General features: G+C 38.4%; 14 protein-coding genes and 1 rRNA gene. 4 read left to right on the top strand and 11 right to left on the bottom strand.

Going from position 1 to position 16830, the window contains the following annotated elements; translation table 11 throughout:
• Window positions 1-9: 9 nt before the first annotated feature.
• The gene (gene glmU / locus ABD005_RS03200) at window positions 10-1383 is read right to left on the bottom strand and encodes a bifunctional UDP-N-acetylglucosamine diphosphorylase/glucosamine-1-phosphate N-acetyltransferase GlmU (RefSeq protein ID WP_343814904.1); all 1374 of its coding nucleotides are present in this window, start codon (window positions 1381-1383) and stop codon (window positions 10-12) included.
• A gap of 227 nt (window positions 1384-1610) precedes the next feature.
• Here glmU and ABD005_RS03195 point away from each other — a divergent pair, with 227 nt between their 5' ends.
• The 4 genes from ABD005_RS03195 to ABD005_RS03180 all read left to right on the top strand — a co-directional run bounded on the left by ABD005_RS03195 (window position 1611) and on the right by ABD005_RS03180 (window position 8533).
• Window positions 1611-3878, top strand: coding sequence for a TonB-dependent receptor family protein (locus ABD005_RS03195; protein WP_343814902.1), 2268 nt, complete (start codon window positions 1611-1613; stop codon window positions 3876-3878).
• Window positions 3879-4181: 303 nt separating this feature from the next.
• Entirely contained in the window at window positions 4182-5873 is a 1692-nt protein-coding gene (locus ABD005_RS03190; protein ID WP_343814900.1) for a two-component system response regulator, read from the top strand.
• 41 nt (window positions 5874-5914) lie between these two features.
• A complete protein-coding gene (locus tag ABD005_RS03185) occupies window positions 5915-7990 on the top strand; it encodes a CHASE domain-containing protein (protein WP_343814897.1) in 2076 nt (691 codons plus the stop codon).
• Window positions 7991-8104: 114 nt separating this feature from the next.
• Complete coding sequence (locus tag ABD005_RS03180; protein WP_343814894.1) at window positions 8105-8533, top strand: response regulator; 429 nt, start codon at window positions 8105-8107, stop codon at window positions 8531-8533.
• A gap of 88 nt (window positions 8534-8621) precedes the next feature.
• On the opposite strand, the gene ABD005_RS03175 is transcribed toward ABD005_RS03180, so the two are convergent.
• The 10 genes from ABD005_RS03175 to rrf all read right to left on the bottom strand — a co-directional run bounded on the left by ABD005_RS03175 (window position 8622) and on the right by rrf (window position 16825).
• On the bottom strand, window positions 8622-9044 hold the full coding sequence (locus tag ABD005_RS03175; RefSeq protein WP_343814891.1) for a F0F1 ATP synthase subunit epsilon: 423 nt from the start codon (window positions 9042-9044) through the stop codon (window positions 8622-8624).
• Window positions 9045-9103: 59 nt separating this feature from the next.
• Window positions 9104-10489, bottom strand: a complete 1386-nt coding sequence (atpD, locus tag ABD005_RS03170) for a F0F1 ATP synthase subunit beta (RefSeq protein WP_215978433.1) — start codon at window positions 10487-10489, stop codon at window positions 9104-9106.
• Window positions 10490-10587: 98 nt separating this feature from the next.
• A complete protein-coding gene (gene atpG / locus ABD005_RS03165) occupies window positions 10588-11451 on the bottom strand; it encodes a F0F1 ATP synthase subunit gamma (RefSeq protein ID WP_215978432.1) in 864 nt (287 codons plus the stop codon).
• 37 nt (window positions 11452-11488) lie between these two features.
• Window positions 11489-13030 (bottom strand): F0F1 ATP synthase subunit alpha, encoded by a 1542-nt coding sequence (atpA, locus tag ABD005_RS03160; protein ID WP_215978431.1) that lies wholly within the window; start codon window positions 13028-13030, stop codon window positions 11489-11491.
• Window positions 13031-13045: 15 nt separating this feature from the next.
• Window positions 13046-13579 (bottom strand): F0F1 ATP synthase subunit delta, encoded by a 534-nt coding sequence (gene atpH, locus ABD005_RS03155; protein ID WP_215978430.1) that lies wholly within the window; start codon window positions 13577-13579, stop codon window positions 13046-13048.
• A 12-nt stretch (window positions 13580-13591) separates the two neighbouring features.
• The gene (gene atpF, locus ABD005_RS03150; RefSeq protein ID WP_343814885.1) at window positions 13592-14062 is read right to left on the bottom strand and encodes a F0F1 ATP synthase subunit B; all 471 of its coding nucleotides are present in this window, start codon (window positions 14060-14062) and stop codon (window positions 13592-13594) included.
• 48 nt (window positions 14063-14110) lie between these two features.
• On the bottom strand, window positions 14111-14332 hold the full coding sequence (gene atpE, locus ABD005_RS03145; RefSeq protein ID WP_076417406.1) for a F0F1 ATP synthase subunit C: 222 nt from the start codon (window positions 14330-14332) through the stop codon (window positions 14111-14113).
• A 53-nt stretch (window positions 14333-14385) separates the two neighbouring features.
• Window positions 14386-15156 (bottom strand): F0F1 ATP synthase subunit A, encoded by a 771-nt coding sequence (atpB, locus tag ABD005_RS03140; protein WP_215978428.1) that lies wholly within the window; start codon window positions 15154-15156, stop codon window positions 14386-14388.
• A gap of 42 nt (window positions 15157-15198) precedes the next feature.
• Window positions 15199-15585, bottom strand: coding sequence for an ATP synthase subunit I (locus ABD005_RS03135; RefSeq protein ID WP_215978427.1), 387 nt, complete (start codon window positions 15583-15585; stop codon window positions 15199-15201).
• 1125 nt (window positions 15586-16710) lie between these two features.
• Window positions 16711-16825 (bottom strand): 5S ribosomal RNA (gene rrf, locus ABD005_RS03130).
• Window positions 16826-16830 lie beyond the last annotated feature (5 nt).

Genomic DNA, 16830 nt, shown 5'->3' with positions numbered 1-16830 from the left:
TATTAGCAGCTATTTTTTCACTGGTCGCTGCCAACCTTCAATATTACGCTGTTTAGTACGGGCAATGGCTAAATGGTCGTTATCTACGTCTTTGCTAATTACTGAGCCAGCACCAACCGTAGTATTATTACCAATAGTAACGGGCGCCACCAATGAACTGTTTGATCCGATAAAAGCATGGTCACCAATTACCGTTTTTGATTTATTCACGCCGTCATAGTTACAAGTAATAGTACCTGCGCCAATGTTTACGTTAGTACCAATAATGGTATCACCCAAATAGCTTAAATGACCTGCTTTACTACCCTCACCAAGCGTGGTGTTTTTCATTTCAACAAAGTTGCCAATATGGGTATTTTGTTGCATAACTGAGCCAGGACGAATTCGGGCAAACGGGCCAACACTACAATCGCGTGCAATAGTTGCATTTTCAATAATACTATTAGGCTTAATCACGGTATTCTCAGCAATAATACTATTAGTAATAATACAGTTGGCTCCAATAACCACGCCATCTGCTAAGCTAACATCTCCATTGAAAATACAATTCACATCAATAACAACTTCAGCGCCCACGGTTAAGTTACCACGAACATCAATACGCGCAGGATCACGTAAACTAGCGCCAGCAATCATTAATTCTTCAGCGACGCGGGCTTGAAATGCGCGCTCTAAGGCAGCGAGTTGTACGCGATTATTAGCGCCTTCAACTTCAATTTCAGTGTCAGGGTGCGCAGTGGCAATAAGTTTGCCCTCTTGATGAGCACTGGCAATAATATCCGTAAGGTAATATTCACCTTGGGCATTGTCGTTAGAAAGCCCACTTAACCAACGCTTTAAGTCACCACCATTGGCCAATAGTATGCCAGTATTGGCTTCATTAATTTTTAGCTGTTCATCGTTAGCATCTTTTTGCTCAATAATACCTACAACCGTGCCATTTTCATTGCTGGAGAAGTCACGAACAATGCGACCATAACCATTTGGGTTGGCTAAATGCACAGTTAATAACGCTATACCATTATCAGGCTTTGCCGCTAATAAGCTTTCTAAAGTAGACACTTTCGTTAGTGGCACATCACCATAAAGCACTAACACATCTTCATCGTCATTTAAAAAAGGTGAGGCCTGATCAACCGCATGGCCTGTACCTAACTGTTCTGTTTGTTCAACAAAAGTTAAATCATCACCGGTAACTTGTTGCTTTAAAATATCCCCACCAAAACCATACACAACATAAATATTACTGGCACCTAAGTGGCGAGCACTATCAATAACATGGTTAACCATTGGCTTTTCAGCAATAGTGTGCAGTACTTTAGGTAGAGATGAGCGCATGCGGGTACCTTTACCCGCAGCAAGAATAACAACAGAGAGCGACATAGAAAATCCATTCAGTTAGCATTTTTATAATGCACTATTGTAACTAAGAATAAGTTAACTTTACTAGCACTGAAATATAGCACCGTAATTATTAGTTGAAACTCAGGATGAAATGCTACTGATCTTACCATTAGTAATTAATGTATTTGGCGCTATTATGCATAACAACCTATGTACTATAATGTGGCTTACGTTCAATATTTTGTTCACATATCGGTAAGTTTTCTATGCAATTAAGCTCTATTTCTCTCGCTCTAATAACCGCTTTAAGTATTCAACTGCCTACACAAGCAGAAACAATCACGACAGAACAAGAAAACAATAAAGAACAAGCGATAGAGCGCATTACAATTAATCATATAATTTCACCAAATCATAATAATATTGCTGGTGCCATTGTTGCCTTAAATAAAGAAGAAATAGAGCGTCAACGTCCTTTCTCTATCAAAGAAGCGCTTGAGAATATTGCTGGTATTAATGTGGTCGGTGAAGATGTATTTTCAACTCACTTAAATATTGGTATGCGTGGTTTAAATCCTAGGCGCAGTGCACGAACGCTGTTAATGGAAGACGGTATGCCACTATATTTGGCTCCTTATGGTGATCCATCAGCCCATTACTCTCCACCAATAGAAAATCTTGAATATATCGAAGTAGTCAAAGGATCTGGCCAAGTTCTTTATGGCCCACAAACTATTGGCGGTATGATTAACTTTGTTACTACACCTGTACCAACATCAGGTGTAACAGGTAACGTAAATATTGAATTAGGCACTAATGGGTTTCAGAACATTTACGCCCGCGCGGGTGTAGGTAGTGAAAAAGGTGGAATACTGATCAGTGCAACAGATAAAAGTGGTGATGGTATTCGCGAGAATCATCAGCTTGATATCAGTGAGCTCTCCTTCAAAGGACAGTGGAATATCAATAATAGCCACACTATCACCGCGAAGTACGCACAATTTAAAGAAGACTCTAACATTTCAGAAACTGGGCTATCTGAAGCAGAATATGCCACAAACCCTTTTCAAGCACCAACGGGTAAAGTTGATGGCTTTATTCAGCAACGTGACACTCTGCACTTAATTCATGATTACAAAATCAATAATGATGTAGTGCTATCGAGCCAGTTTTACCATGTTGATAATGACCGTGCCTCTTTTCGACAAATTAATGGCCCCGGTGAAGCGATAGAATATTGCCCAACCGTTGATGACCTTTCTGATGTTCCTGGTGCGCGCCGAGCGTTGCCAGCAACAGAAGATAACTCACAAATTTGTGGTGGTCGTTGGCGGCCACGTTATTATAACTATTGGGGCATAGAGCCACGTCTCACCTTTAATCACCAATGGTTAGGGTCAGACAGTGAAGCAATTATTGGTGTTCGTTATCACCGTGAAGATATTCAACGCCATCAATTTAGAGGGTATGATTCTCGCTTTCAATCGCTTGATTTTGCCAAAACCTACACGGATTTTGATCAAGACGATAACCGTGCAGGCTGGCACCAAGAGCATATTCAAATTGATGTAACAGCACGCTCATATTATATAAAAAATGCTTTTAAAGCAGGTGCATGGACAATTACTCCTGGTTTACGTTTAGAAGATATCACCGCAACCACCGACTATATAAGAACCGAAGGTGCAGCCCCTACAAATCCAGAAAAAAGATATACCCAAAGCCATAGTGAATTACTACCAGGTATTGGTGCAACATATGAAATAAACAATAACAGCACAGTTTTTGCAGGAGTTCACCAAGGTTTTTCACCTGCAAGACCCAATCGAGATATTGAAGACGAAAACCCTGATGCTTCATACTTAGCGACTAAACCAGAGCAAAGTACTAATTATGAGTTCGGTTTTAGGAGCACTGAAATAACCGCAATAAGCCTAGATACCACTTTGTTTTTAACTGACTTTGATGAAATTGTTGTTCAAGCAACCAGTGGTCGCTACGTCAATGCGGGCGAATCTCGCCAAGCAGGTTTAGAAGTTGCTGGACAACTGAATTTTGCCGATCTTTATAAAACCCTATACAACGTTTACCTGCAAGGTAATTACACAAACTTATTTTTAGCTGAATTCAACAGCTTAAAAGAAATACGAGACGACAGTAGTGAAAACATTATCAAAAGCGCATCATTTGAAGCTGGAAATCGCCTGCCGTATGCACCTAAACACATGGCTTCATTAGCATTAGGGTTTGAAACCGCACAGGGTACTGTTGATGCCCGTATTGGACTCAATTATGTTAGTGAGCAGTTTGTAGATGGAGCAAATACCACTATTCCCTCTGAGAGTGGCGAAGAAGGCATAATTCCTTCACATACTATATTCAGCTTAACCGTTAATTATCGACCAACAGAGCAACTAACCCTTTATATTAATGGTCAAAACATTACTGATGAGCTTTATTTAGTTAGTCGTGTTGATGGCATGGTTGCAGGTCGAGAGCAACAGTTCTCTGCTGGTGTGAATTATCAATTTTAAATTGAATACACAATTTAAATCACTGTAAGGCTAATCAAAAACTAAGCCGTTAAATTCATTAATCAAATCATAATATTCAATGCTGATCATTTAATAGAACTTTCGGCTTTAAAGCTAGCAAACGAGTTTGATAGTAATATGAAAATTTACCTGCATTGATATTTTTATGATCTATAGTTGTAAGTATTCTGAAAAATAGTGAACAACGCGATACTATTCTTTTTGTGTATTTCAGTTCATCTCATAAAGTGCACAAATTACTGGTAGTTAAATATCAAGTAATAGGAATACTAAAGGGGTTATATGGATATATTGTTAGTAGATGATGATCAAGTTGATAGAGCCGCCATTGTTCGTACCTTAAAAAAAAGTAACTTAAACGTTAATATTGTCGAGGCAGTAACTGTTGATCAAGGACTAGAATTATATTCAAAACACTCTTTTGATATTATTTTGCTGGACTATAAAATGCCAGCACGCGATGGTATTGAAATGATTTTAGACATTAGAAATGAATTTAAAGGCTCAGGGACTGCTATCGTAATGATGAGCACCGTTGAAGATGAGAATATTGCTTTAGAATGCATTAAAGCGGGTGCTCAGGATTTTCTAACAAAATCAGATGTTTCTGTAAAAAAACTACGAAGAGCAATACTCCACTCAACAACACGACATGAACTAGAAAAACAGCTATTTCAAACATATCAACAAGTTAAGCAACTCGCGGAAACTGATTCGTTAACTGGCTTACCCAACCGCTACTTCTTTGATGAGTCGTTAAAATTAGCGATAACCAATAATCGACGAAATAATCATACACTCGCATTACTATTACTCGACATTGATAACTTTAAATTAATAAATGACAACTTTGGTCATGATGTTGGTGACTGCTTACTTAATAAGACGGTTTCTAAAATTAAAGGATGCTTGAGAGGAAATGAACTTTTCTCACGGTTAGGCGGTGATGAATTTGCAATAACGCTTAGCAATCTCGAAAGCAATGAACAAGCTTTACTTGTAGCTCAGCGTATCATCAGTGCAATGCAAGAATCAATTGAGATTTCTACTTCTACAATAAACTCTACCGTCAGTATTGGCGTTGCTTTTCATCCCTGTAATGGCAGGACTAGTGAAGAATTATTTAAGTATGCCGATATCGCAATGTATCGTGCTAAAAAACTAGGTCGTAATCAGATTTGTTGTTTTGAAGATGAAATGCAGCAAAAATTTCATCAGCGATTAAAAATTGAGTTAGAACTACGAGAAGCTATTAATAAGCAGCAGTTTAAATTATTTTATCAACCAGTAATTGACCCCATCAATGAAAGTTTGACCGGATTTGAAGCGCTCATTCGTTGGCAAATTAATGATGTTATTCGTACGCCCGATGAATTTATTGAAATCGCAGAAGAAACACAGCAAATTTCAGCTATAGGCCTGTGGGTCATCGAAGAGGCGATATCCACCTTATCAAAATGGAACCAAGGACGACGAAAACCCTTAACGATGGCAATTAACGTTTCTGCCGTACAAATAGGTGATTTTACCGTTGTCGAAGCCATTAGCGAATGCTTATTAAAATATAATGTACCCGCACACTTAATTGAAATTGAGTTAACCGAAACCACTTTACTCAAAGATTCCATGACTTCGCGTCAAATACTTGCCAGCATAACTGAAGGCGGTTGTCATTTGTCATTAGATGACTTTGGTACTGGCTATTCCTCTATTGCCCATTTAAGTAACCACCCCATTGATATTGTCAAAATTGATAAAAGCTTGATGCCTATTAATAGTCAAGACATCAGAAATATTGCCCTAGTTAAAGGACTTGTTTCTATGGCAAGTATATTAGGCTTGAGGGTAATTGCTGAAGGTGTTGAAACAAAACAACACTCACTATTTTGCCAAGAGCTCAATATTGGTCGTGCCCAAGGTTATTATTATTCTCGCCCTAAAAGCCAGCATGATATTGAAAAAGAGTATCTGTAAATATCCATCAACATGCTAAAAAACATTAAAGGATATATCCATTGACTGAAGAACTTGATAAACCGAACAAGTTGTTACACTGGTATCATTGGTTAGTATTATCCGCTTCACTCTTACTTACCCTGATTGCTTGGAAGGTTTCTGATAATCAAATTCAGGAAAAGCGACTAGAATTATTTAAAGTAGAAACAAAGCAACTACTAGATCAAATATCCGAAAGAATGTCTTACTATGAAGTCGCTTTAAAAGCTGGGGCGGCTACTATCAAAAATATTCCCGAAAATGAGCTAATAACCGATTGGAAGACATTTTCTGAACAATTGAACCTAACAGAGACCTATCCTGGCATTAATGGTATTGGTGTTATTTATTACTTACCTCAAAGCAAAGTTGAGCATTTTATCGCACAACAACGTATAGATAGAGCCCACTTCAATATTCATCCTCAACATACTAAACAAGAGTATTGGCCGATTACTCATATAGAACCCTTGCAGGATAATGACAAAGCCGTAGGATTAGATATTACTTTTGAAGAACACCGTCTAGCCGCTGCAATAAAAGCAAGGGATACAGCTACCACGCAAATTACCGCGCCCATAGTGCTGGTGCAAGATACCGAAAAATCACCTGGATTTTTGCAGTTTATTCCATTTTATAATGCCACCGATCTTACAACACAGGAACAGCGTAAAAAACATTTTGTCGGTCATATATATGCCCCTTTTATCATGAACAAACTAATGGAGGCGACACTTAAACAAAAAAATAGGCATATAGTATTTAGTTTATTTGACGGTAATCAGAGCTTTTATAATGAACTAACCACAGACAATAACAATTATGATGGCAACCCCCTCTTTCAGAAAAAAATCACCATGGAAATGTATGGTCGACCATGGACATTCAACATGCAAACTGCGCTTTCTTTTAAAAAAGCCACACATTCAAGCCAACCTCTTATTATTTTAGGTAGTGGTATTATTATTAATAGCTTGTTGTTACTTGTTTTTATTACCTTGATACGATCTCAACAAAAAGCGAATAGTATTGCTAAAACACTCGCAATAAGTGAAAAGCATTATAAGCATATAATCGAATCAGCTCCTTGTGGAATGATTATTACCAATAAGCAGGGGGAAATAGAAAAGATAAACCCACAAACAGAATTATTATTTGGTTATAAAAGTCATGAGTTAATTAATCAAAAAATTGATATGCTGATCCCAAAGCGATTTCAACAACAACACCCTAAGCTTCGTGAAGGTTTTAATAAGAACCCGTCAAATAGGCAAATGGGGTTAAACAGAGAAGTCTTTGGCTTAACAAAAAAAGGTGAGGAGTTCCCTGCTGAAATTGGTTTGGCACAATTCAAAGAAGGGGATAACTTTAAAATACTCGCTACCGTTATTGATATAAGCGAACATGTTCAAATTACTGATGAACTAAAACGTAGTAACAAGGAATTACATGACTTTGCATATGTCGCCTCTCATGATTTAAAAGCACCACTTAGAGGTATAATGCAGCTTGCCTCTTGGATTGAAGAAGATACTGCTGATTTTGCGACACAAGACACTAAAAATAACTTAGCATTATTAATGAACAGAACCTCTCGTTTAGAGAAATTATTAGAAGACTTATTAACATATGCTCGTATCAGTCGTAACCTAGGCGATATTCAAACGGTTAATATTAACGAGTTGGTTTTATCTATATTTGATTTACAAAGCCCTCCTCAAGGTATTTCAATTACTTACCAAGGTTCATTAGAAGATATATCTACAGATTTACTACCACTAGAAATTATCCTTCGTAACTTAATTAGTAATGCTATTAAGCATAGAGATAGCGACCAACTCTGTATCAACATTACAGCTCAAGAATACCCCACTTATTATCAGTTTTCAGTTGAAGATGATGGCTTAGGTATTCCTGAAAAACATCACGAGAAGATTTTTGACTTGTTCAAAACACTTAGACCTAGAGATGAAGTAGAAGGTAGTGGTATGGGTCTTTCTATCATTAAAAAATTGCTCGACTATAAGAAGTGTGCAATAAAGGTGACTTCTGATGGAGAAAGTGGCAGTTGCTTTACTTTTACTTGGCCTAAATAACCTAACTAGAGATAATAAACTCACCTCTAGCTATTGGATAAATAACTGTGTTTAGACGCATAAACCTCTCTCTATTAGTTGCCTTTATTAATGTGAATACATCATGGAGTAACAATGAGTGATAATAATTATAAACCTGCCACAATATTGCTAGTAGAAGATGATGATATAGATGCAATGGGTGTAGAAAGAGCATTTAAGAAGCTTAAAATTGGTAACCCTATCGTACGTGCTAAAGATGGTGTTATAGCCTTAGAATTGTTAAAAAGCGGCTCTATTGATAAACCTTATATAATGCTATTAGATCTTAATATGCCAAGAATGGGCGGATTAGAATTATTAGCCGAACTACGTAATGATAAAAACCTAAAAAATAGCGTTGTTTTTGTCTTAACAACCAGTAAAGATGATGAGGACAAGCTTGCTGCTTACGATAAAAATATTGCAGGTTATATTGTTAAGGAAAAGTTACAGCACGGTTTTGATGAACTGGTTAAGCTATTAGATCACTACTGGAGAATAGTAGAGCTTCCTGATAACTAAATAATTGAAATTAAATAACTGTGATCAAAAACGGCGCTTATCTTACGATAAGCGCCGTTTTAAAATCTATAACCACTAAAACAAGTGTTTAGCTTTTCTTGCTAGTTGCTTGAATAACACGTAATTGTGCTTCAGCGCGAGCTAATTCAGCAGCAACTGCCGCATAGTCTACATCAATGCCTTTAGCACTCATGTTTTCTTCTGCACGTTGCTTAGCTTCAAGAGCAGCTTGTTCGTTCAAATCATCGGCACGTGTAGCAACATCAGCTAACACAATAACGTTATTTGGTTGAACTTCTAGCATACCACCTGAAAGATAGATAACTTCTTCAGTACCATCTTCCTTAGTGATTAATGCCATACCTGGTTTTAGTGAGGTCAATAAAGGTGCATGACCAGGCATAATACCTAGCTCACCTTCACTACCTGTGATCTGTAATGATTTAATGCTACCAGAAAATAAGCTTTCCTCTGCACTAACAACATTTAGATTTACAGTAAATAATGCCATTTGACTCGACCTCAATTAGCGTAAGTATCTAAACAGCGGTTTAGATACTTACTAGATGATTACATCTTGTTCGCTTTCTCTACGGCTTCTTCAATAGAACCAACCATGTAGAACGCTTGCTCAGGCATATCATCATAATCACCTGCTAAAATGCCTTTAAAGCCAGCAATGGTGTCTTTTAATGATACATATTTACCTGGAGAACCAGTAAATACTTCAGCAACGAAGAACGGTTGAGATAAGTAACGTTGTATCTTACGTGCGCGAGATACTGTTAGCTTATCTTCTTCAGATAACTCATCCATACCTAAGATGGCGATGATATCTTTAAGTTCTTTGTAACGTTGTAGTGTTGATTTAACACTTTGTGCCGTTTCGTAGTGCTCAGCACCAACAACTAACGGATCTAATTGACGAGAAGTAGAGTCAAGTGGATCGATAGCTGGGTAAATACCTTGTGAAGCAATATCACGACTTAGTACAACAGTTGCATCTAAGTGAGCAAAGGTTGTTGCTGGGCTAGGGTCAGTTAAATCATCCGCAGGTACGTATACCGCTTGGATTGAAGTGATTGAACCTTTATTTGTCGAAGTAATACGCTCTTGTAATATACCCATTTCTTCAGCAAGTGTTGGTTGGTAACCAACCGCTGATGGCATACGACCAAGTAGAGCTGATACTTCAGTACCCGCAAGAGTATAACGGTAAATGTTATCTACGAAGAATAATACGTCACGACCTTCGTCACGGAATTTTTCTGCCATAGTTAAACCTGTCATGGCAACACGTAAACGGTTTCCTGGAGGCTCGTTCATTTGACCGTAAACTAACGATACTTTATCAAGTACGTTAGAGTCGTTCATTTCGTGATAGAAATCGTTACCTTCACGTGTACGCTCACCAACACCAGCAAATACTGAGTAACCACTGTGCTCGATTGCGATGTTACGGATAAGTTCCATCATGTTTACTGTTTTACCAACACCAGCACCACCGAAAAGACCAACTTTACCACCCTTAGCGAATGGACAAACTAAATCGATTACTTTGATACCTGTTTCTAACAATTCGTTAGACATTGATTGTTCAGCGTAGGCTGGAGCTTCACGGTGAATAGACCAACGGTCTTTTTCGCCAATTGGGCCAGCTTCATCAATAGGCTCACCTAATACGTTCATGATGCGACCTAATGTCTCAACACCAACTGGTACTTGGATCCCTTGACCTGTATTAACTACATTCAGACCACGACGCAAACCGTCAGAGGTACCCATTGCGATAGTACGTACAACGCCGCCACCTAGCTGCTGTTGAACTTCAAGTACTAAACCTTCAAGGTTACCTTCGGTTACATTTAATGCGTCATATACCTGAGGTACGGCATCTTGTGGAAATTCAACATCCACAACTGCGCCAATGATTTGGACGACTTTACCTGTACTCATGTTTATTCCTCTTAATTTAAGTTTAGCTGGGCTATGCTCAGCTAACTTGTCGTTAAATTACGAAACTTTCGTTATCTACATTTTATTAAAATGTAGCGTTACCCTACTGCAGCAGCACCTGCAACAATTTCACCCAATTCTTGAGTGATTGCCGCTTGACGCGCTTTGTTGTATACCAACTGAAGGTCTTTGATTAACTCACCCGCGTTATCTGTTGCGGCTTTCATCGCAACCATACGAGCAGCTTGCTCACAAGCTATGTTTTCAACAACACCCTGATATACTTGAGATTCAATATAACGAACTAATAATTGATCTAACAAAGCGTTAGCGTCAGGTTCGTAAATGTAATCCCAACGATGACTAATTTCTTCGTCATCTGATTTAGGTAGAGGTAACAATTGATCCATTGTCGCTTCTTGCGTCATAGTATTAACAAATTTGTTATACACAACGTATAGCTTATCAATTTCACCGTCATCATAAGCTTTAAGCATAACCTGAACACTACCAACTAAGTCGGTTAGTGAAGGGCTATCACCTAAGCCTGAAATTTGTGCGGTTACTTTAGCGCCCATGTTGTTGAAAAATGATGTGGCTTTTGCGCCAACAACACCAAATTCAACTTCAGCACCTGATGCTTGCTTTTTAGCAGCATCAGCAAGTACTTTCTTAAATAAGTTAATATTTAAGCCACCACACAAACCACGGTCGGTTGAGACGACAATATAGCCAACACGCTTAATTTCACGTTCTTCCATATAAGGATGACGATACTCTAAGTTACCAAGCGCGATATGACCGATCACATTTCGTATATTTGTCGCATATGGACGTGATGCTGCCATGCTATCTTGCGCTTTACGCATTTTACTAGCAGCTACCATTTCCATAGCGTTTGTGATCTTTTGAGTGTTTTTAACACTCGAAATCTTGGTTTTTATTTCTTTACCAACGGCCATGACTCTTCTCCGAAAAGGTTACTTTATTGAGACTCGATTACCAGCTTTGCGTAGACTTGAAAGTTTCAAGTGCTTTAGTCAAACCAGCTTCGATATCTTTATTGTAGTCACCGCTTTCGTTGATAGTAGCCATCAACTCAGCTTGCTCATTGCTCATGTATGCATGTAAAGCAGCTTCACAATCAACAACTTTGTTTATCGCAACGTCGTTTAAGAAACCTTTTTCAGCAGCAAATAATGAAACTGCTGTTTCTGCAATTGATAATGGGCTGTATTGCTTTTGCTTCATCAATTCAGTAACACGTTGACCATGCTCTAACTGAGCACGAGTCGCGTCATCTAAATCTGATGCGAACTGAGCAAATGCTGCTAATTCAGCATATTGAGCTAGTGCTAGACGAATACCGCCACCAAGTTTCTTGATGATTTTCGTTTGTGCAGCACCACCAACACGAGATACAGAAATACCAGCGTTAACAGCAGGACGAATACCTGAGTTAAACAAGTTAGATTCTAAGAAAATCTGACCATCGGTAATTGAGATTACGTTAGTTGGTACGAAAGCAGATACATCACCCGCTTGCGTTTCAATAATTGGTAAAGCAGTTAATGAACCTGTTTGACCTTTAACTTCACCGTTTGTGAATTTTTCAACGTATGCTTCGTTTACACGAGCAGCACGTTCTAATAAACGACTGTGAAGATAGAAAACGTCACCTGGGTATGCTTCGCGACCTGGCGGACGACGTAAAAGTAATGAAATTTGACGGTAAGCAACAGCTTGCTTAGACAAATCATCATATACGATTAGTGAGTCTTCACCGCGATCACGGAAGTATTCACCCATAGAGCAACCAGAGTATGGTGCTAAGTATTGTAATGCAGCCGCTTCAGACGCTGATGCAACAACAACAATAGTGTTTGATAACGCGCCGTGCTCTTCTAAGCTACGAACTAAGTTCGCTACAGTAGAAGCTTTTTGGCCAATCGCTACGTATACACACTTAATACCTGTGTTCTTTTGGTTAATAATCGCGTCAAGTGCAATCGCTGATTTACCGATTTGACGGTCACCAATGATTAATTCACGTTGTCCACGACCAATTGGAATCATAGAGTCAATAGACTTAATACCAGTTTGTACTGGTTGGTCTACTGATTTACGGTCGATAACACCTGGTGCAACAACTTCTACTGGAGAGAAGCCATCATTTTCAATTGGGCCTTTGCCATCAATTGGTTCACCTAATGTGTTAACTACGCGGCCTAATAAGCCACGACCTACTGGTACTTCTAAAATACGACCAGTACCTTTAACTTTTTGGCCTTCCGCTAAATCAGCGTAAGGACCCATTACTACCGCACCTACCGAATCACGGTCAAGGTTTAACGCGATAGCAAAACGGCTACCAGGAAGTTCGATCATTTCACCTTGCATTACATCGGCAAGGCCATGGATACGAATAATACCATCTGTTACAGAAACGATAGTACCTTCGTTACGAGCTTCGCTGACAACGTTAAACTGTTCAATTCTATTCTTGATCAGTTCAGCGATTTCAGTGGAATTCAGTTGCATGCTCTGTTCCCTTATCTAAGATTGTAATGTTGTTGCTAAACGGCTCAGTTTACCTTTGATAGAGCCATCGATTACCATGTCACCAGCTTTAATAATTAAGCCAGAAACAATACCCGCATCAACAAAACAATTAAGCTTAACTTTACGTGCCAAGCGCTTTTCAAGCGCGGCGCTTAATGTTGTTTTTTGCTCTGCTGTAACATCTACAGCTGAGGTTACATCCACAGTGACTTCTTGTTCAAATTCAGCTTTAAGCGCTAAAAATTGTTCAAGAATTTGTGGTAGCACCAACAAACGTTCGTTTTCGGCCAATAACTTTAAAAAGTTTTGACCTTGGCTGTCTACTTGCTCACCACAAACATTTAAAAATAACGTTTGTGCTAGCTCAACTGAAGTGCCACCAGATAAATAACCTTTAACAGTATCATCTTTAGCAACTTCAGCAGCAAAAGTTAGCTGGTCAACCCAGCTATCAAGTGCTTTAGCTTCAACAGCAAAATCGAACGCTGCTTTAGCGTAAGGACGAGCGACAGTTGTCAATTCAGACATAGCTCTTTCCTCTTAAAGTTCAGCGACGAGTTTGTCTAAGATGTCGCTATGTGCAGCGGCATCAATTGAACGCTCAAGAATTTTCTCGGCACCGGCAACAGCAAGAAGTGCAACTTGTGCGCGCAGTTCTTCTTTAGCTCGGTTACGTTCAGTTTCAATTTCTGCGTGACCAGTAGCTAAGATACGATCTTTCTCTACTTGTGCTTTGCCTGCAGCTTCTTCAATTACTTTAGCTTCATGTTTCTTAGCGGCTTCTACGATAGAGGCAGCTTGAACTTTAGCTTCTTTTAATTGAGCTTTCGCTTTCTCTTGAGCAAGCTCAAGATCTTTAGCAGCACGGTCTGAAGCAGCAAGTCCATCAGCAATAGTTGCTTGACGAGCTTCAATGGCACCAATAATCGGTGGCCAGACATACTTCATACAGAATATTACAAATACGACAAATGCAATCAATTCACCAAAAAGGGTCATGTTAATATTCATTTGTGTACCTCCTATTAAAATTCGCGATTAAACAATGGACTTAAAAAATTAAGCACCAACTGCGAATAATAGGTATAAGCCAATCGCAACACCGATCATCGCGATAGCATCGATAAGACCCGCTACGATGAACATTTTTACTTGAAGTTGTGGGGCTAATTCTGGTTGACGAGCAGCAGATTCTAAGAACTTGCCACCTAAAAGACCAAAACCAATCGCAGTACCAAGTGCACCTAGACCGATAAGTAACGCAACAGCGATATATAACATATTTATCTCCGATTATTTAAAGTTATAAAGTTAAAAATTTAAGGTTAAAAAAACTAGTGATCTTCGTGAGCTAGACTCAAATATAGAATCGTTAGCATCATGAAAATAAACGCCTGTAATGGGATAACCAACAAGTGGAATGCAGCCCATAAGAAATGTACTGGCAACTGGAACAAACCAATTGTTGCTATCAGTAAGAAAATTAACTCACCCGCATATAAGTTACCGAACAAACGTAGGGCAAGTGATAATGGGCGTGCTAATAAGGTAACCATCTCAAGAATAAAGTTTACTGGGTATAATGACCAGTGACCAAAAGGCTGTGTAGTAAGCTCTTTAATGAAGCCACCAATGCCTTTCACTTTAATTGAATAGTAAATAATTAAGATAAATACACCTAATGCTAAAGCAAAGGTCATATTTGGATCGGTTGTTGGTACAGCTTTCATGTACTCAACGCCAAACCAGCTAAATATTGTTGGTATTAAATCTACAGGAACCCAGTCCATTGCATTCATTAATAAAACCCATACAAAAATGGTTAACGCTAATGGCGCAATAACCGGGTTTTTACCATGGAAAGTGCTTTTAACACTGTCATCTACAAATTCAACAATCATTTCAACTGCACATTGCCACTTACCGGGAACACCCGTAGTCGCCTTTTTTGCTACCGAACGAAATGATAAAAGAAAAACTAAGCCCAAAAATATAGACCAGCCTAAAGTATCTATGTGGAGAGCCCAAAAGCCCTCGCCCACAGTTAGATTCTGAAGGTGATGTTTAATATATTCTTGGCTTGTTAATTCAGCACCTGAAGCCATATTAATTATCCCAATGATTAAAGTTTAAAAAAAATTCTTAAATTACGACTCATGCTTAATAACAAACGGAGTTACTAACGGCATCGCCATAACTAAACAAAACATTGCAAAAAATGGTAACGGTACGATCACTAAAAATTTAAATGCTAGTGCAAACAGAAAAGCCGTTAAAGCCATTTTTAATTTTACGCCGCTAAAAAAAGATTCTACAACCTTTTTTGACGACTTAGCCCCAGCGTATTTAAACGCTTTATAGGCAAATAATATATTAGGTAAAACACCAATCGCACCACCTACTAACGCAGATATCGCCGTGGTCTTCCCTAGAAAAACATACAATAATAGCGAACAGAGCAATACTAAAATACTGATAAGAGCACATTGTTTATAGGCAAAAATTCGCCCTGGCCCTGTTAGTTTATTATTCATAGTAATTGCATTAAATCATTACGAAAAACATCGTATGACTTACAGTTTATTTAAAGTAAAAACTTTAACGCTAAAAAGTTTGCGCAAGTATACTTAACTTGTCTTTTTTTGCAAGATATTACACAGCCTAAAGCCCTTTATTTAAGTCAATAACCCATATTCATAATAAAAATATATCAACAGATAATAGTCTATATAACATTTAAAAATAAGCGCTCTACAAGCAAATTCAAGGGCTAAAAATGTTATTAAATAGTTATCTACTCTAAAATTTTTCGATTATCTTAAAATGCGCTACACAGAAGATCTTAAATAACAATTTATTACATTTAACAAAAGGGAAACCAGACTAAATATTGACCCCCCCCTCTACACTGAACATATAAAATACCTTTCTATAATTAGGTAAATCATATCAGCTAATAAGACGTAGTTGATAATATAAAGGGTTCTATGAGAGTCAAAGCGTAATTTTTAGTAAAACTACTACCATGATGTGCAAGGGTGTACTAATGCCGTAAAACATTTTGATTTAAAAACGACAAACGCTAGATCGTTTGACGCATAACTTTAAAAACTACAAAGCAAAAAGCCCGACTCTTTCGAATCGGGCTTTTCTTAATAGAAGTTTAGCAATGTCTCGCTGCGCTTTCACATGGGCTTATCTGCAACATAAGTCACACTACCATCGGCGCTACTATCGTTTATTATCCTGCTACTGCGTTTTATAAATTCTTTAAAAGCCACAAAGCAAAAAGCCCGACTCTTTCGAATCGGGCTTTTCTTAATAGAAGTTTAGCAATGTCTCGCTGCGCTTTCACATGGGCTTATCTGCAACATAAGTCACACTACCATCGGCGCTACTATCGTTTATTATCCTGCTACTGCGTTTTATAAATTCTTTAAAAGCCACAAAGCAAAAAGCCCGACTCTTTCGAATCGGGCTTTCCTTAATAGAAGTTTAGCAATGTCTCGCTGCGCTTTCACATGGGCTTATCTGCAACATAAGTCACACTACCATCGGCGCTACTGTCGTTAATTATCCTGCTACTGCGTTTTATAAATTCTTTAAAAACCACAAAGCAAAAAGCCCGACTCTTTCGAATCGGGCTTTTCTTAATAGAAGTTTAGCAATGTCCTACTCTCACATGGGAACTCCCACACTACCATCGGCGCTACTGCGTTTCACTTCTGAGTTCGGAATGGGATCAGGTGGTACCACAGTGCTATGGTCGCTAAACAAAA

Origin of the sequence: Colwellia asteriadis (assembly GCF_039523295.1) — a bacterium.
Lineage (GTDB): Bacteria > Pseudomonadota > Gammaproteobacteria > Enterobacterales > Alteromonadaceae > Colwellia > Colwellia asteriadis.
This window is presented reverse-complemented; position numbering and strand designations above follow the sequence as displayed.